The organism is Streptomyces sudanensis (assembly GCF_023614315.1).
Classification (GTDB): Bacteria; Actinomycetota; Actinomycetes; order Streptomycetales; family Streptomycetaceae; genus Streptomyces; species Streptomyces sudanensis.
The window spans coordinates 3,488,570-3,504,859 of record NZ_CP095474.1 but is presented as its reverse complement, the minus strand read 5'-3'; the positions used below and the strand labels follow the sequence as shown (position 1 = coordinate 3,504,859).

At 72.0% G+C, this 16,290-nt stretch carries 10 protein-coding genes and 2 pseudogenes; 2 read left to right on the top strand and 10 right to left on the bottom strand.

The window, feature by feature from the left end; translation table 11 throughout:
* Positions 1–63 precede the first annotated feature (63 nt).
* Together MW084_RS16290 and MW084_RS16285 are read right to left on the bottom strand one after the other, a co-directional pair.
* Entirely contained in the window at positions 64–1,431 is a 1,368-nt protein-coding gene (locus MW084_RS16290) for a M16 family metallopeptidase (RefSeq protein ID WP_029553583.1), read from the bottom strand.
* 26 nt (positions 1,432–1,457) lie between these two features.
* The gene (locus MW084_RS16285) at positions 1,458–2,807 is read right to left on the bottom strand and encodes a M16 family metallopeptidase (RefSeq protein WP_010471694.1); all 1,350 of its coding nucleotides are present in this window, start codon (positions 2,805–2,807) and stop codon (positions 1,458–1,460) included.
* Positions 2,808–2,993: 186 nt separating this feature from the next.
* Between MW084_RS16285 and MW084_RS16280 the strand changes: the two genes are divergently transcribed.
* Complete coding sequence (locus MW084_RS16280; RefSeq protein ID WP_010471696.1) at positions 2,994–5,447, top strand: DNA gyrase/topoisomerase IV subunit A; 2,454 nt, start codon at positions 2,994–2,996, stop codon at positions 5,445–5,447.
* 39 nt (positions 5,448–5,486) lie between these two features.
* Here MW084_RS16280 and MW084_RS16275 read toward each other — a convergent pair whose 3' ends face one another.
* Both MW084_RS16275 and MW084_RS16270 read right to left on the bottom strand, forming a co-directional pair.
* Positions 5,487–6,665 (bottom strand): CobW family GTP-binding protein, encoded by a 1,179-nt coding sequence (locus MW084_RS16275; RefSeq protein WP_106428081.1) that lies wholly within the window; start codon positions 6,663–6,665, stop codon positions 5,487–5,489.
* 252 nt (positions 6,666–6,917) lie between these two features.
* Entirely contained in the window at positions 6,918–9,035 is a 2,118-nt protein-coding gene (locus MW084_RS16270; RefSeq protein WP_010471700.1) for a DNA gyrase/topoisomerase IV subunit B, read from the bottom strand.
* A 438-nt stretch (positions 9,036–9,473) separates the two neighbouring features.
* Between MW084_RS16270 and MW084_RS16265 the strand changes: the two genes are divergently transcribed.
* Positions 9,474–9,704, top strand: coding sequence for a DUF7455 domain-containing protein (locus MW084_RS16265; RefSeq protein WP_010471702.1), 231 nt, complete (start codon positions 9,474–9,476; stop codon positions 9,702–9,704).
* A gap of 214 nt (positions 9,705–9,918) precedes the next feature.
* On the opposite strand, the gene MW084_RS16260 is transcribed toward MW084_RS16265, so the two are convergent.
* The 6 genes and pseudogenes from MW084_RS16260 to MW084_RS16235 all read right to left on the bottom strand — a co-directional run.
* The gene (locus MW084_RS16260) at positions 9,919–10,749 is read right to left on the bottom strand and encodes a S1 family peptidase (RefSeq protein WP_050986794.1); all 831 of its coding nucleotides are present in this window, start codon (positions 10,747–10,749) and stop codon (positions 9,919–9,921) included.
* Between the two features lie 125 nt (positions 10,750–10,874).
* A pseudogene (locus MW084_RS16255) lies at positions 10,875–11,416 on the bottom strand (IS30 family transposase); the annotation flags it as partial.
* 1 nt (position 11,417) lies between these two features.
* A partial coding sequence (locus MW084_RS16250) for a helix-turn-helix domain-containing protein (protein ID WP_420833766.1) occupies positions 11,418–12,109 on the bottom strand: 692 nt, incomplete at its 3' end.
* A gap of 260 nt (positions 12,110–12,369) precedes the next feature.
* On the bottom strand, positions 12,370–13,893 hold the full coding sequence (locus MW084_RS16245; protein WP_010469430.1) for an RNA polymerase sigma factor: 1,524 nt from the start codon (positions 13,891–13,893) through the stop codon (positions 12,370–12,372).
* 455 nt (positions 13,894–14,348) lie between these two features.
* Positions 14,349–15,215, bottom strand: a complete 867-nt coding sequence (locus tag MW084_RS16240) for a FadR/GntR family transcriptional regulator (RefSeq protein ID WP_010469425.1) — start codon at positions 15,213–15,215, stop codon at positions 14,349–14,351.
* Between the two features lie 169 nt (positions 15,216–15,384).
* A pseudogene (locus tag MW084_RS16235) lies at positions 15,385–16,290 on the bottom strand (ABC transporter ATP-binding protein); the annotation flags it as partial.

Below are 16,290 nucleotides of genomic sequence, written 5' to 3'. Positions count from 1 at the left end.
GACATAAGGCCGCACAGGGCGGAACCCCGGCTTCCGGAGGAGGCCGGGGTTCCGCCCTGCCGGTCAGCCGGTGACGACCGTCACCTCGCCGAGGCCCAGCGCCTCCACCGGCGCCTTGATCCGTGCCGCGTCCCCGACGAGGACGGTGACCAGGCGGTCCGGCGGGAAGGCGTTGACGACGGCCGCCGTCGCCTCCACCGTGCCCGTGGCGTCCAGGCGCCGGTACAGCTGCGCCTGGAAGTCGTCCGGCAGGTGCTGCTCGACCTGGTCGGCGAGCGTGCCGGCGACGGACGCCGCCGTCTCGTACCTGAGCGGGGCCACGCCCACGAGGTTGTGCACGGCGGCGTCGCGCTCGGCGTCGGTGAGGCCCTCCGCCGCGAGGGTGCGCAGCACCGTCCACAGGTCGTCCAGCGCGGGACCGGTGTTGGGCGTGTCGACGGAGCCGCTGATGGCGAGCATCGCCGCGCCCGTGCCGTCCGGCAGGGACCTCAGGACCTGCCCGAAGGCCCGCACGCCGTAGGTGTAGCCCTTCTCCTCGCGCAGGACGCGGTCGAGACGGGAGGTGAGCGTGCCGCCCAGGCAGTACGTGCCGACGACCTGCGCGGGCCACACGCTGTCGTGCCGGTCGGGCCCGACGCGGCCGATGAGCAGCTGCGTCTGCACGGCGCCCGGCCGGTCCACGATGACGACGCGGCCGGTGTCGTCGGCCGTGACGGGCTGCGCCGTGCGGGGGCGGGGCGCGTCGCCGGTCCACGCGCCGAGCGTGTCGTCGAGGAGCGCGTCCAGGTCGACGCCGGTCAGGTCGCCGACCACGACCGCGGTGGCCGACGCCGGGCGGACGTGGGCCTCGTAGAAGGCCCGTACGGCCGCGGCGTCGATCCGGGCGACGGTCTCCTCCGTGCCCTGGCGGGGCCGGGACATCCGCGCGGAGGCGGGGAACAGCTCGGCGGAGAGCTGCTTGCCCGCGCGGCGGGCCGGGTTGGCCGTCTCGTGCGGGATCTCGTCGAGCCGGTTGCGGACGAGGCGGCCGATCTCGTCCTCCGCGAAGGCCGGGGCCCGCAGCGCGTCGGAGAGCAGGCCGAGGGCCTTGCCCAGCCGGGAGGCGGGCACCTCCAGGGACACCCGCACGGCGGGGTGGTCGGCGTGCGCGTCCAGGGTGGCGCCGCACCGCTCCAGTTCGGCGGCGAACTCCTCGGCGCTGTGCTTGTCCGTCCCCTCGGAAAGGGCGCGGGCCATGACGGTGGCGACGCCGTCGAGGCCCTCGGGCTCGGCGTCCAGCGGGGCGTCGAGGACGATCTCGATGGCGACGACCCGCTGGCCGGGGCGGTGGCAGCGCAGCACCGTGAGGCCGTTTGCGAGCCGGCCGCGCTCGGGCGCGGGGAAGGCCCACACGCGGGGCGCGCCGGGCTTCGGCTGCGGGTGGAACTCCATGGTGGTCAGAGACACGGCAGCGTCGCTCACTGGTCCGCCCCCTCTTCGTCGTCGGTGCCGGCCGAGTCGCCGCCGTCGGCCTTGGTGGGTTCGTAGACGAGGACCGCGCGGTTGTCCGGGCGCAGCCGCTGCGCGGCGACCTCGCGCACCTCGTCGGCGGTGACGTCCAGGATCCGCTGGACGGCGGTGAGGGCGAGCTGCGGGTCGCCGAACAGGACCGCGAACCGGCACAGCTCGTCGGCGCGGCCCGCGACCGTGCCCAGCCGGTCCAGCCACTCGCGCTCCAGCCGGGCCTGGGCGCGCTCCATCTCCTCGGCCGTGGGGCCCTCGGCGGCGAACCGCTCCAGCTCCTCGTCGACGGCGGCCTCGATGGCGGGCACCTCGGCGCCGGCGGAGGTCTTCACGTCCAGCCAGCCCAGCGAGGGCGCCCCGGCGAGCCGCAGCAGCCCGAAGCCGGCGGCGACGGCGGTGCGGTCGCGCCGGACCAGCCGGTTGTGCAGCCGGGACGACTCGCCGCCGCCGAGGACGGTGAGGGCGAGGTCGGCGGCGTCGCACGCGCGCGTGCCGTCGGACGGGAGGCGGTAGGCGGCCATCAGGGCGCGGGCCGGGACGTCCTCCTCGACGACCTCGCGGAGCTGCTCGCCGATGACGTCCGGGAGGGTCCCGTCGCGCGGCGCGGGCTTGCCGTCGTGGGAGGGGATGGAGCCGAAGTACTTCTCGATCCAGGCGAGCGTCTGCTCGGGGTCGATGTCGCCGACCACCGACAGGACGGCGTTGTTCGGCGCGTAGTACGTGCGGAAGAAGTTCCGGGCGTCCTCCAGCGTGGCCGCGTCGAGGTCCGCCATGGAGCCGATCGGCGTGTGGTGGTAGGGGTGCCCGTCGGGGAAGACGAGGGCGGTCAGCCTCTCGAACGCCGTGCCGTACGGCATGTTGTCGTAGCGCTGGCGGCGCTCGTTCTTGACGACGTCCCGCTGGTTCTCCATCGACTCGTCGTCGAGGGCGGCGAGGAGGGAGCCCATGCGGTCGGCCTCCAGCCAGAGGGCGAGCTCCAGCTGGTGGGCGGGCATGGTCTCGAAGTAGTTGGTGCGCTCGAAGCTCGTGGTGCCGTTGAGGGACCCGCCGGCCCCCTGCACCAGCTCGAAGTGGCCGTTGCCCCGGACCTGCCCGGAGCCCTGGAACATCAGGTGCTCGAAGAGGTGGGCGAGGCCGGTGCGGCCCTTGGCCTCATGGCGTGAGCCGACGTCGTACCAGAGGCAGACCGCGGCGACCGGGGTCAGGTGGTCCTCCGAGAGCACCACGCGCAGGCCGTTGGCCAGCCGGTGCTCGGTCGCTGCCAGGCCGCCGGAGCCGGCCTGGGCTGTGGCCGTGTGACCCATGGGCATGTACGTCCCTTCGATCGCTCGTGGAAAAGTGGTGCCACTGTATGCAAGCGCACTGACGCCCTGCGAAGTTCCCGGCAACCTGCGGCGTCCCTCTTCCGGGTCGCGGTCGGTCCTGTCAGTGGGACGGTCCACAATGGTCCGCGTCAGATCAGCCTTGTTGGTGAAGGAGCCGCAGCAGCGATGGCCCGCCGCAGCACGAAGACCGCGCCGCCCGACGACTTCGAGGAGCGGATCCTCGACATCGACGTCGTCGACGAGATGCAGGGCTCCTTCCTCGAGTACGCGTACTCGGTGATCTACTCCCGCGCCCTGCCCGATGCCCGGGACGGCATGAAGCCGGTCCACCGCCGGATCGTGTACCAGATGAACGAGATGGGCCTGCGCCCCGAGCGCGGGTTCGTGAAGTGCGCACGCGTCGTCGGCGAGGTGATGGGCAAGCTCCACCCGCACGGCGACGCGTCGATCTACGACGCGCTGGTGCGCATGGCGCAGCCCTTCTCGATGCGCCTGCCCCTGGTCGACGGCCACGGCAACTTCGGCTCGCTCGGCAACGACGACCCGCCGGCCGCCATGCGGTACACGGAGTGCCGGATGGCCGACGCGACGTCGCTGATGACGGAGTCGATCGACGAGGACACCGTCGACTTCGTGCCCAACTACGACGGGCAGGAGCGCGAGCCCGCCGCCCTCCCGGCCGCCTTCCCGAACCTGCTGGTGAACGGCGCGTCGGGCATCGCCGTCGGCATGGCCACCAACATGCCCCCGCACAACCTCGGCGAGGTGATCGCGGCCGCCCGGCACCTGATCAGGTACCCGAACGCCGACCTCCAGGCGCTCATGCGGTTCGTCCCCGGGCCGGACCTGCCGACCGGCGGCAGGATCGTCGGCCTGTCCGGCATCAGGGACGCGTACGAGTCCGGGCGCGGCACGTTCAAGATCCGCGCGACGGCGACGGTGGAGAACGTGACGGCGCGCCGCAAGGGCCTGGTCGTCACGGAGCTGCCGTTCGCGGTCGGCCCCGAGAAGGTCATCGCCAAGATCAAGGACCTGGTCGGCGCGAAGAAGCTCCAGGGCATCGCGGACGTCAAGGACCTCACGGACCGCGCGCACGGGCTGCGCCTGGTCATCGAGATCAAGAACGGCTTCGTCCCCGAGGCGGTGCTGGAGCAGCTCTACAAGCTGACGCCGATGGAGGAGTCCTTCGGCATCAACAACGTGGCGCTGGTCGACGGCCAGCCGGTCACGTTGGGCCTGAAGGAGCTGCTGGAGGTCTACCTCGACCACCGCTTCGAGGTGGTGCGGCGGCGCAGCGAGTTCCGGCGCGGCAGGAAGCGGGACCGGCTGCACCTGGTGGAGGGCCTGCTGGTGGCGCTCGTCGACATCGACGAGGTGATCCGGCTGATCCGGTCGAGTGAGAACTCGGCGCAGGCCAAGGAGCGGCTGATCGAGCGCTTCTCGCTGAGCGACGTCCAGACCCAGTACATCCTGGACACGCCGCTGCGGCGGCTCACCAAGTTCGACCGCCTGGAGCTGGAGGGCGAGCGGGACCGGCTGAACAGCGAGATCGAGGCCCTGACGCGGATCCTGGACTCGGACGCCGAGCTGCGCAAACTCGTCTCGTCCGAGCTGGCCGCGGTGGCGAAGAAGTTCGGCACCGAGCGGCGCACGGTGCTGCTGGAGTCCGCCGGCACCCCGGCCGCCGCGGTGCCGCTGGAGGTCGCCGACGACCCGTGCCGGGTCCTGCTGTCCTCGACGGGCCTGCTGGCCCGGACGGCGAGCGGCGAGCCGCTGCCGGAGAGCGGCGGCAGGCGCGTCAAGCACGACGTGGTCGTGTCGGCGGTGAGGGCGACCCAGCGCGGCGTGGTCGGTGCGGTGACCTCGGCGGGGAGGCTGCTGCGCGTCCAGGTGATCGACCTGCCGCAGCTGCCGGACACGGCGTCGGCGCCGAACCTGTCGGGCGGGGCGCCGCTGTCGGAGTTCCTGACTCTGGAGAAGGACGAGCGGGTCGTCTGCCTGACGACCCTCGACGAGTCGTCGCCGGGCCTGGCGCTGGGCACGCTGCAGGGCGTGGTGAAGCGGGTGGTTCCCGACTACCCGGCCAACAAGGACGAGCTGGAGGTCATCACGCTGAAGGAGGGCGACCGGATCGTCGGCGCGGCGGAACTGCGGACGGGCGAGGAGGACCTGGTCTTCATCACCTCCGACGCGCAGCTGCTGCGCTATCCGGCGTCCCAGGTCCGCCCGCAGGGCCGCCCGGCGGGCGGTGTGGCGGGCGTCAAGCTGGCGGCGGGCGCCGAGGTGATCTCGTTCACCGCCGTCGACCCGGCGTCCGACGCGGTCGTGTTCACGGTCGCCGGCGCCACGGGCCAGCTGGACGCCTCGGTCGGCACGTCGGCGAAGCTGACGCCGTTCGACCAGTACCCCCGCAAGGGCCGGGCCACGGGCGGCGTGCGCTGCCACCGGTTCCTGAAGGGCGAGGACGTGCTGGTGCTGGCCTGGGCGGGCGGCACACCGGTCATGGCCGCCCAGAGGAACGGCATGCCGGTGGAGCTGCCGGACGTGGACCCGCGCCGGGACGGATCGGGGACGCCGCTGGTCAAGCCGGTGGCGGTGCTGGCGGGCCCGCCGGCGTGACGCGCGGGGCGTGACCCGCGGGCGGGGCGGCCGTACCCGTCAGACGGGCCCGGCCGCCCCGCCGTACCCGTCGGTGCCGTCCGCGCCGGTACCGTACCCGTCGGCGCCGTACCCGTCGGTGCCGTACCCGTCGGTGTCGTACGGCTCCGGGTCGGGGTCGGGGCTGGCGGCCTCCTCGCGGGGCTCGGGGACGTACCGCAGGACGCCCCACAGGGCGTGTTCCTCCGGTTCGTCGTGCGGTCCCGCCACCCGGCATCCGTCCAGTGCCCGGCGCAGGGCCTCGCCGTCGGTGCCCGCGCCGATGAGGACGAGCCGGGTGAGCCGCTCCTCCCCCGGCGGCCAGGGCTCGGGGTAGAACCGCAGGAACCGGCCGACGGCGTGCACGGCGTACCGGTTGTCCGGGTCCGCGGCGCCGAAGTCGACGAACCCCTTGATCCGGTACAGCCCCTCGGGCCGCGAGTCGAGGAAGTCCATGAGGCGGCGCGGGTGCAGCGGCTCCCCGGTCGCGAACGACACCGCCTCGTAGGCGGCGTGCGGGTGGTCGCGGTGGTCGCGCTCGTACGCGTCGGCGTACAGGTCCTCGAAGGAGAGCTGCCGGGCCCCGGCCGGCTCCCCGGCCTGGGCGGCGCGGTCGAACAGCAGCTCCGGGTCGACGCGCCCGTACGCCGCGGTGACCACCGCGGCACGGCCCGCGAGGCCCGCGGCGGCGTCCCGGACGCGCCGCAGCTCCCCTTCCGGGACGCGGTCGGCCTTGTTGACGACGACGAGGTCGGCGATGCCGAGGTGCCGGTCCGTCTCGGGGTGGCGGGCGCGCGTCGCGTCGAACTCGGCGGCGTCGACGACCTGGACGAGCCCGCCGTACACGATCCGCTCGTTGTCGCAGGCGAGGACCATCCGCACCAGTTCCTGCGGCTCGGCCAGGCCGCTGGCCTCGATGACGATGACGTCGAGGCGGGCCGAGGGGCGGGTCAGGACCTCCAGGTACGTGTCGAGCTCGCTCGCGTCGACGGCGCAGCACAGGCAGCCGTTGCCGAGGGAGACCGTCGAACCGACCTGGCCGGCGACGGTCATGGCGTCGATCTCGATGGATCCGAAGTCGTTGACCATCACGCCGACACGGGTGCCGCGGGCGGTGCGCAGGAGGTGGTTGAGCAGGGTGGTCTTGCCGGAACCGAGGAATCCCGCGAGCACGACGACGGGGATCTGCTGCACGCTCAAGGGGCACCTCTCTCATCGGGTCTCATGCGGGTCTCATGCGGGCCTCACGCGGGTCTCACCGGATCTCGTCCGGTCTCGTCGAGGGTGGCCGGCGGCCGGGGCCCGGGGCGGGCGNGGAGCNGTCCCTCGCCGCGCGACCGGGGGGCGGGACAGGAGCGCCCGGCCCCCTTCCGGGATCCCTCCCGGGGAAACGCGGGGCCCGCCGGCCGGAAGCGGGCGGCGGGCCGGGGCGCGGTTCCTCGCGGGGAGGCCTCAGACGTCGATGCGCGAGCGGTCCAGCGTCGCCGCCGAGCTGGTGATGAACTCCTTGCGGGGGGCCACGTCGTTGCCCATCAGCAGGTCGAACACCTGCTCCGCCGCGTCCAGGTCGCCGATGTTGATCCGGCGCAGCGTGCGGTGGCGCGGGTCCATCGTGGTCTCCGCGAGCTGGTCGGCGTCCATCTCGCCGAGGCCCTTGTAGCGCTGGACGGAGTCCTTGTAGCGGACGCCCTTGCGCTGGAACTCCAGCAGGGTCTGCCGCAGCTCGCTGTCCGAGTACGTGTAGACGTACTTGTCCTGGCCGCGCTTGGGCTGCACGAGCTCGATGCGGTGCAGGGGCGGCACCGCCGCGAAGACGCGTCCGGCCTCCACCATGGGGCGCATGTACCGCTGGAACAGCGTGAGCAGCAGGCAGCGGATGTGCGCACCGTCCACATCGGCGTCGACCAGGAGGACGATCTTGCCGTACCGGGCGGCGTCGAGGTCGAAGGTCCGGCCGGACCCGGCCCCTATGACCTGGATGATCGCGCCGCACTCGGCGTTCTTCAGCATGTCCGACACGGATGACTTCTGGACGTTGAGGATCTTGCCGCGGATCGGCAGGAGCGCCTGGAACTCGCTGTTCCGGGCGAGCTTCGCCGTACCGAGCGCGGAGTCCCCCTCGACGATGAACAGCTCGCTGCGCTCGACGTCGTCACTGCGGCAGTCGGCGAGCTTGGCCGGCAGGGACGAGGTCTCCAGGGCGGTCTTGCGGCGCTGGGCCTCCTTGTGCTGGCGGGCCGCGATGCGCGTGCGGGCGGCGGCGACGGCCTTCTCCAGCACGGCGCGGGCCTGGGCCTTGGCGTCGCGCTTGGTGGAGGTCAGGAACGCCTTGAGCTCCCTGGCCACGACGGTGGCGACGATCCGGTTGGCGGCGGACGTGCCGAGGACCTCCTTGGTCTGGCCCTCGAACTGCGGCTCGGCCAGCCGGACGGTCACGACGGCGGTCAGGCCCTCCAGGGCGTCGTCCTTGACGATGTCGTCCTCGGCGACGCGCAGCAGCTTGGTGGCCCGCAGGACCTCGTTGACGGTCCTGGTGACGGCCCGCTCGAAGCCGGTGACGTGCGTGCCGCCCTTGGGCGTGGCGATGATGTTGACGAACGACCTGAGCGTCGTGTCGTACCCGGTGCCCCAGCGCAGCGCCACGTCGACGCCCAGCTCGCGGGTGACCTCGGTCGGCGTCATGTGGCCGCGCTCGTCGAGGACCGGGACGGTCTCCTTGAACGTGCCCTGGCCGGTGAGGCGGAGCACGTCGCAGATCGGCTTGTCCGGGGCGAGGAACTCGCAGAACTCGCTGATCCCGCCGTCGAAGCGGAAGATCTCCTGGCTCTTGCCGACGCCTTCCAGGTCCCGGTCGTCGCGGACGACGATGGTCAGGCCGGGGACGAGGAACGCGGTCTGGCGGGCGCGCTGGTGAAGCGTCTCCAGGGTGAGCTTGGCGTCCTTGAGGAAGATCTGCCGGTCCGCCCAGTACCGCACGCGGGTGCCGGTGCGGGTCTTGGGGACGCGCTTGGCCTTGCGCAGGCCGTTGGACGGCTCGAAGGGGGCGTCGGGCCCCTGCCCGGCGAAGACCCCGGGGACGCCGCGCCGGAAGCTGATCGCGTGCGTGTGGCCGTTGCGGTCGACCTCCACGTCGAGACGGGCGGACAACGCGTTCACCACGGAGGCGCCCACGCCGTGGAGGCCGCCGGAGGCCGCGTACGAGCCGCCGCCGAACTTGCCGCCGGCGTGCAGCTTGGTCATGACGACCTCGACGCCGGACAGGCCGGTCTTGGGCTCGACGTCGACGGGGATGCCGCGGCCGTTGTCCCGGACCTCCACGGAGCCGTCGTCGTGCAGGACGACCTCGATGTGGTCGCCGTAGCCGCCGAGCGCCTCGTCGACGGAGTTGTCGATGATCTCCCACAGGCAGTGCATCAGGCCGCGGCTGTCGGTGGAGCCGATGTACATGCCGGGCCGCTTGCGGACCGCTTCCAGCCCCTCGAGTACGAGCAGGTGCCGCGCGGTGTAGTTGGAACCGTCACGGTCTGCGGTCAGCAGCGCACTGGACGGAACGGACGTCTCGGCGGTCACGCGGTTCGCTCCTCGCTGAATTTGGGTTCTCGCCCACAGGGGTAAGGGGGGCGGCGTCTGTGCCGGTCCGAGCGTACAGAGCCCTGGTAGAGCGGTTGTAACGCCACCCTCGTGAAGAGCCATGCTAGTCCACCGATCGCATGCGTGTTCGATCACTCGACCGAGTGGCATGGACATCGCGTTCCCTTCCAGGCATGAACCATTTAGGCTCCGGGCACGTCCTCATGCACAACCGGCAACCCAGCCGGGGGGACATACGACACAAGCAACGCGAAACCCGTAGAGCACAGCACCACGGCAATACGGCCCATTCGCCGCCAACCGGCAGCAGACACCCAGCCGGAAAAGTTTCGAGGAAAAGCCGCGAGCGGGAACGTTTTCCGCCTGGTTGGATGTTGACCCTGGTACGACAGCTCGTCGAGCTAGAGAAGAGGCGACGTGACTACTGTTCTGACCCCCGCGAGCCCGCTGACGGCCGCCGACCGCTGCGACCGCTGCGGCGCCCAGGCATATCTGCGCGTCGTGCTGACCAGCGGTGGCGAACTGCTCTTCTGCGCCCACCACGGCCGCAAGTTCGAGCCGGAACTGAAGAAGATCGCCGCTGAGATACAGGATGAGACGGACCGGCTCATCACGGTGCCCGCCGGAGCGGCCGACGAGGACCGCTGACACGCGCATCCACGACGAGCGAGGCCGGTCCAGGACCGGGACATCGGGCGGCCGCCCCCGTCACGCGGGGACCGGCCGCCCGCCCCTTCCCGCTCCTGCACGGCGGGGGGCGGCACCCCGGGTGACGGCTGGGTGCCGCTTCCCGCCTCGGCCGCGTGCGGCCGCGCCGCCCCGGCGCCGACCGCGCCGGTCCCCCGCGACCGCGTCCCGGCGGTCATGACCGGGGCAGCACCGCCGAGGCCCGGGCGTACACGCCGGGATTCCCCGGGAGCCCGCAGCCGCTGCCCCAGGACACCAGGCCGATGAGCTTCCCCCGGGCGACCAGCGGGCCGCCGCTGTCCCCCTGGCAGGCGTCCCGGCCCCCCTCCCTCACGCCGGCGCACAGCATCGTGGCCGGCAGGTACCGGGCCGCGTCCCGCCCCGCCGGATAGGCGCGGGCGCAGTCCCCGTCGGGCAGGACGGACACGTCGGCGACCCGCAGCGTGCGCGCGTACGTCCCCGCCCCGGTGGTGTCTCCCCACCCGTACACGGCCGCGCTCGTGCCCGGGGCGTACGCGGGGTCGCCGGGGGGCGCCACCGGGATCGTGTGGCCCTGCGGCAGCGGCCGGGCCAGCGTCAGTACGGCGGCGTCGCCGCTGCCGGACCCGGCGTCGTACGCGGGGTTGATCCATATGCTCTCCACGGCGACCTCGTGCCCGCCGCTCCCGTCGAGGTCACTGCGACCGGTGATGACCTTGAGGTCCCGCAGTTCCTCGGGGCCGACCCCCAGGACGTCCTCCCGCAGGCAGTGCGCGGCGGTCGCCACCTTCGTCGGGGCGATGGCGACGCCCCCGCAGAACTGGCCCGCCCTCATGCCCCCGAACAGGTCACGGCTGGAAAGCGCCACCACCCACGGCACGTCGGGCGCGTTCGCCGTCCGGCCGCCCACGACCCCGCCGTCGGCCGCCGCCGGCACGGGTGCGGCGAGCGGCGCGACGGCCGCCACGACGGCCAGCACCCCCAGGGCCGTCCGCCTCGTGCTGCTGGGATGACGCCTGCCGCGCATCGGGCCTCCTCACGCAGAGATGCACCTTCCTCACCCAGCGTCGACCACACGGAGGACGGTCGCAACGCCGGAGGGCCCGGCTCCTCCTGCTTGGGTTCAAGGGGTCGTCGCAACACCGCTTGGTTTCAGGTGGTGAGTAGATCACGTAGACGCTCGGCTGGGGTATCCCAGTCGAGCGTCTTGCGTGGGCGGCCGTTGAGTTCCTGGGCGACGTGTTCGAGGTCTTCGGGGGTGTGCGGGCTCAGGTCGGTGCCCTTGGGGAAGTACTGCCGCAGCAGCCCGTTGGTGTTCTCGTTGGAGCCGCGTTGCCAGGGTGAGGCCGGGTCGCAGAAGTAGACGGGCATGCCGGTGGCCATGGTGAACTGCTTGTGGCGTGCCATCTCGCTGCCCTGGTCCCAGGTGAGGGAGCCGCGCAGGTGGTCGGGCAGGGTCTGGATCGTGGCGACGAGGCCGTCGCGGACGGTCTGGGCATCGTGAGCGCCGCCCGGCAGGTGGACCAGCATGGTGTACCGGGTGCTGCGCTCGACCAGGGTGGCGATCGCGGAGCGCCCGCCCGCACCGATGATCAGGTCGCCTTCCCAATGTCCGGGCACGGCCCGGTCCTCGACGTCGGCGGGACGGTCACTGATCATCACCATCGGGTCGATGAACCGCGGGGTGCGCCGCTNGGGTCCCGGCGTGGTTTGCGGCGGGTGCGGCCGGAACGGATCGCGGCCTGCACTTCCCGCTTCAGGCCGCCGCGGGCCTGGAAATACAGCGCCTGGTAGACCGTCTCCACGCTCACCCGCATGCTCTCGTCGTCGGGATGCTCCATCCTCAGAGCGTGGCAGATCTGCTCCGGCGACCACCTCTTGCGCAGTGCGTCCTGGACGAAGCGGCGCAGCCGTCCCTCGCGCAGCAGTTTGCGGTCCTTGGGCCGGGGCCTGCGCGCTGCGGCGGCCCGGTGGGCGGCGTAGGGCTGGTAGCCCTCGCGGCCGGCGTTCGCGTCGATCTCCCGCTTGATGGTGCTGGCCGGCCGGCCCAGGGCGCGTCCGATCGCCCGCAGCGAGTGGCCTGCCGCACGTAGATCACGGATCTGCTCGCGCTCGGCCAGAGTCAAGAACCGGGGATGCAACTGCTTGTCCAGGGCCGTCAGACCCACTGATGCTGTGGTCACACCGCACATCGTGGCGGTCCCCGTCGCGTAGTCGACACGGCGGCCGTCGACATACGTCCTGGTCGTTGCGGTCTTCTTGACGCCCCAGTCCCAGTCCCTGGCCGTGCGCTCGTTCACCCCGACGCGCCGGGCGGCCTCGGACTGCGAGGTGCCCGTGGCGCGCAGTCGCTCGTACTCGTCCCGCCGAGGATGCCGACGCGGCAGGCGCTGCGAACGGTGTCCCGCCCTCCGGGCCCAGCCGAAAGCGGTGTTCCGGTTCACCCCCAGCTCACGCGCCACCACCGTCACGTTCCCCACAGCATCCAGCCGTACGAGGAAACGCTTCCGCAACCCCGCAAGATCACGTTCAACACCCACGGTCCTCGCAACTCCCACAGATCACGGGTGTTGCGAGGACCGATAGAACCCAAGCTGCGGAGCCGGGCCCTCGACGGCGTGTACGCGCGGACGCGTGCGGGTCGCACTCAGTCCAGGTAGTCCCGCAGGACCTGCGAACGGGAGGGGTGGCGCAGCTTCGACATGGTCTTGGACTCGATCTGGCGGATCCGCTCACGGGTCACGCCGTAGACCTTGCCGATCTCGTCGAGCGTCTTCGGCTGGCCGTCGGTCAGGCCGAAGCGCATGGAGACGACGCCCGCCTCACGCTCGGAGAGGGTGTCGAGCACGGAGTGCAACTGCTCCTGGAGGAGGGTGAAGCTCACCGCGTCGGCCGGCACGACCGCCTCGGAGTCCTCGATCAGGTCACCGAACTCGCTGTCGCCGTCCTCGCCGAGCGGGGTGTGCAGCGAGATCGGCTCACGACCGTACTTCTGGACCTCGATGACCTTCTCCGGGGTCATGTCGAGCTCCTTGGCCAGCTCCTCCGGGGTGGGCTCGCGGCCCAGGTCCTGGAGCATCTGGCGCTGGACGCGCGCCAGCTTGTTGATGACCTCGACCATGTGCACCGGGATGCGGATGGTGCGGGCCTGGTCGGCCATGGCGCGGGTGATCGCCTGGCGGATCCACCACGTGGCGTACGTGGAGAACTTGTAGCCCTTGGTGTAGTCGAACTTCTCGACGGCGCGGATCAGACCGAGGTTGCCCTCCTGGATCAGGTCCAGGAACAGCATGCCGCGGCCGGTGTAGCGCTTGGCCAGGGAGACCACCAGGCGGAGGTTGGCCTCCAGCAGGTGGTTCTTGGCGCGGCGGCCGTCCTCGGCGATGATCTCCAGCTCGCGCTTGAGCTTGGGAGCCAGCTTGTCGGCGTTCGCCAGCTTGTCCTCGGCGAACAGACCGGCCTCGATGCGCTTGGCGAGCTCGACCTCCTGCTCGGCGTTGAGCAGGGGGACCTTGCCGATCTGCTTCAGGTAGTCCTTGACCGGGTCGGCGGTGGCGCCGGCGACGGCGACCTGCTGGGCCGGCGCGTCGTCCTCGTCCTCGTCGGACAGGACGAAGCCCTTGGCCTCGCCTTCGGTCTCCTCCTCCTCGCCCTTGACGACCGCGACGTCGTCGAGCAGTTCCTCGCCCTCGAGGATCTCCTCGGAGTCCTTCTTGGCCGTGGTCTTCTTCGCCGCCGTCTTCTTCGCCGCGGTCGTCTTCTTCGCCGCCGTCTTCTTGGCGGGGGTCCCGGTCTCGTCGGCCGGCGCGTCCGCGCTCTCGGCCGCCGGAGCCGCCGGGGCGGGCGCGGCCGTCTTCGCCGCGGTCGTCCTGGCGGTGACGGTCTTGGTGGCGGTGCGCTTGGCCGGGCTCTTCGCTGCGACGCTCTTGCGGGCGCGCTTCGGCGACTCCGCTGCACTGACCATCAGCGTCACACCCTCTTCCTCGAGGATCTGGTTGAGGCTGCGCAGAACATTCTTCCACTGGGTTGGCGGGATCTGGTCAGCCTCGAAGGCCCGACGCACGTCATCGCCCGCGATCTGCCCATCAGCCTTTCCCCGCTCGATGAGCGCCATCACAGACTCGGACTCGGCGATCTCCGGCGGGAGCGTACGGGATGTGCTGGCCGACACGAACAACCTCTCGGAACGATGGAAACGGCTTCCGGCCCCGCCCGTGATCGGGCCGGAGCCGACGACCGCCGGCGGGGAATGAGCCGACGACGCGGGCTGAACCTCGGAGGTGCACAGCGCCGTGGACGGCGGCTGCATTCCCTCTTCGGCTGTCACCTCTTAGGTCATCGCCGTACTTCGAGGAGCGTTACGCCCAATCCGCGTGGCCCGGGTCACACACTGAACTCGGAGAAGTACGGGCGAAGGGAACAATCGCTCCGCGTGCGATCGCCTCACCGCCGCCACCGCACCGCCCAGGCCGTGCCGCCGGACCCCGCACCAGGACGCGGACCGGGTACCCCGGCGGGACCCGGCGACACTCGTGCGCGAGGGTCCCGCGTTCGGCGCCCCGGCCCTCCACTCGGTGCCGCACGTCGTACGCCACCGCGCGTACGGTCTCCGGCGACGGCCCGCGATCAGTGTTCGCGCGGAGCGGGGACGACCCTCTCCACGTCGGGCTGGATGGTGAGGAGCTGCCGCATGGCGGCCTCGGCGGCGGGTCCGTCGTCGGCGGCGAGCGCCTCGACGATGTGGACGTGGTGCGCCAGGCAGGACTCGCCGGGGCGGTCGCAGCTGATCGTCGGCGAACCGGAGACCTGGAGCGCGGCGAAGACGATGCCGGACAGGTGCTCCAGCATGCGGTTGCCGGCGAGCCGGATGAGGAGCGAGTGGAACTCGGCGTCGGCCCGGGAGAACGTGAGCGCGTCGCCCTGCGGCAGGGCGTGCCCCATGATCTCGACCATGTCGACGAGGCGCTGCTGGACGTCCTCGCGTCCGTGGCCGGCCGCGAGGCGGGCGGCCAGGGGCTCGATGGTCCAGCGGAGCTCGGCGAGTTCGCGGCGCTGGTCGTCGCGCTGGGGACCGAAGGCCCGCCACTCGATGATGTCGGGGTCCAGGAGATTCCACTCGCTGACGGGGCGGACCCGCGTACCGACGTTGGGGCGTGCGCTGACGAGGCCCTTGGCCTCCAGGACCCGGAGGGATTCGCGCACGACGGTGCGGGAGACCTCGAAGCGCTGGCCGATCTCCTCGGGTACGAGCGGGCGGTCGGCCCCGAGGTCCCCGGAAACGATCATCTGGCCGAGCTGCTGGACGAGTTGGCCGTGGAGTCCGCGACCGCGGTTGCTCGTCGTCCGGCGGCCCACCCGGCCCAACTCCGTTTCTCCGGTGTCCCAGGCGGGGGCTCCGACACGGTCGGCCGCAGGGGTCTCCCCGTAGGGGTAGCGGTCGGGACCGCCCGGAGCGGGGAGGCCCGCCTCGGCGGAGCGGGCGGCGGTCGTCATGGTGCGCGCAAGGGTACTCACGCATCCTTTGTCGGCGCCGTTTCCGGACCTCTTGAGGTCTTTGGTGAAAAGCACACGAAAGGGTGATCGGCACCCACGCCGCAATTGACGCCTTACTGCAAGGAAGCAGGCAAATCGGGATAATTCACGACCGGTTGACACGCAGCGGTCACTTCTTGCCGCCGGACGATCGCCAATGAGCCGAGCCACGTGGCTTCATGAGCAGAAACGCGCAGAGGAGCGCGGTCAGGGACAAGGTCAGCGCCATGCCGACGGGCTGAGCCACCACCCGCAAGGCACCGTCGAGCCAGCGGTCCGCCTCGTGGGGCCACCGGAACCAGGTCAGTTCGCGTAGGCGTGCGGGCAGCCCGGCGACGGTGCGCACGGCCGGGCCGAAGAACGCCTTCTCGACGAGCGGCGCGATCATCATGGGCACCGCGAGGACCGCGGCGACCCCCGCGGCCGCGGTCCGGAACACCGCGGCCGCCAGCAGGCCCGTCCAGCCGCACCCGACGACGAGGGCGGCCCAACTCGCGCAGAGCGTCGGCCAGTTCTCCGGCACGGAGATCAACGAGCCGCCGTAGGCGAGCCGCAGCGCCTCCAGGTCGACGACCGCGACGACGACCGCGAGCAGCAGCGAGGTGCCGGCCGTGACGGCGGACTTGGCCAGCAGCAGGCCGCGCCGGCGGAAGGTCGCGCCCAGGACGGCGGGAAGCACCGGATAGCGGTACTCGTCGCCGAACGAGAGGGCGCCGACGATGCCGGCGCCGAGCGCGGCGGGAGGCAGCGGCAGCGACTCCGGCCAGGCGGCGACGGCGACGGGCGGCGGGACGGCGGAGAGGCGGCCCAGCAGGACGGAGAGCACGACGGAGACCGCGACCGTGCCGCCGAGCGCGAACGCCGTCGAGGCCACCCCCGTGAGGCGTCGCAGTTCGTAGCGGTAGGGACGTAGCGGCCCCCGGCATCGCCGGCCGCCGCGTCGTCGCGCCGCGCGGTGAACGGGGCGGACCGGAGCGGCGTGGTCCGGGGCGGTGCGGTCCGGGGCGGTGCGGTCCGGGGCGGTGCCGGCGATGGG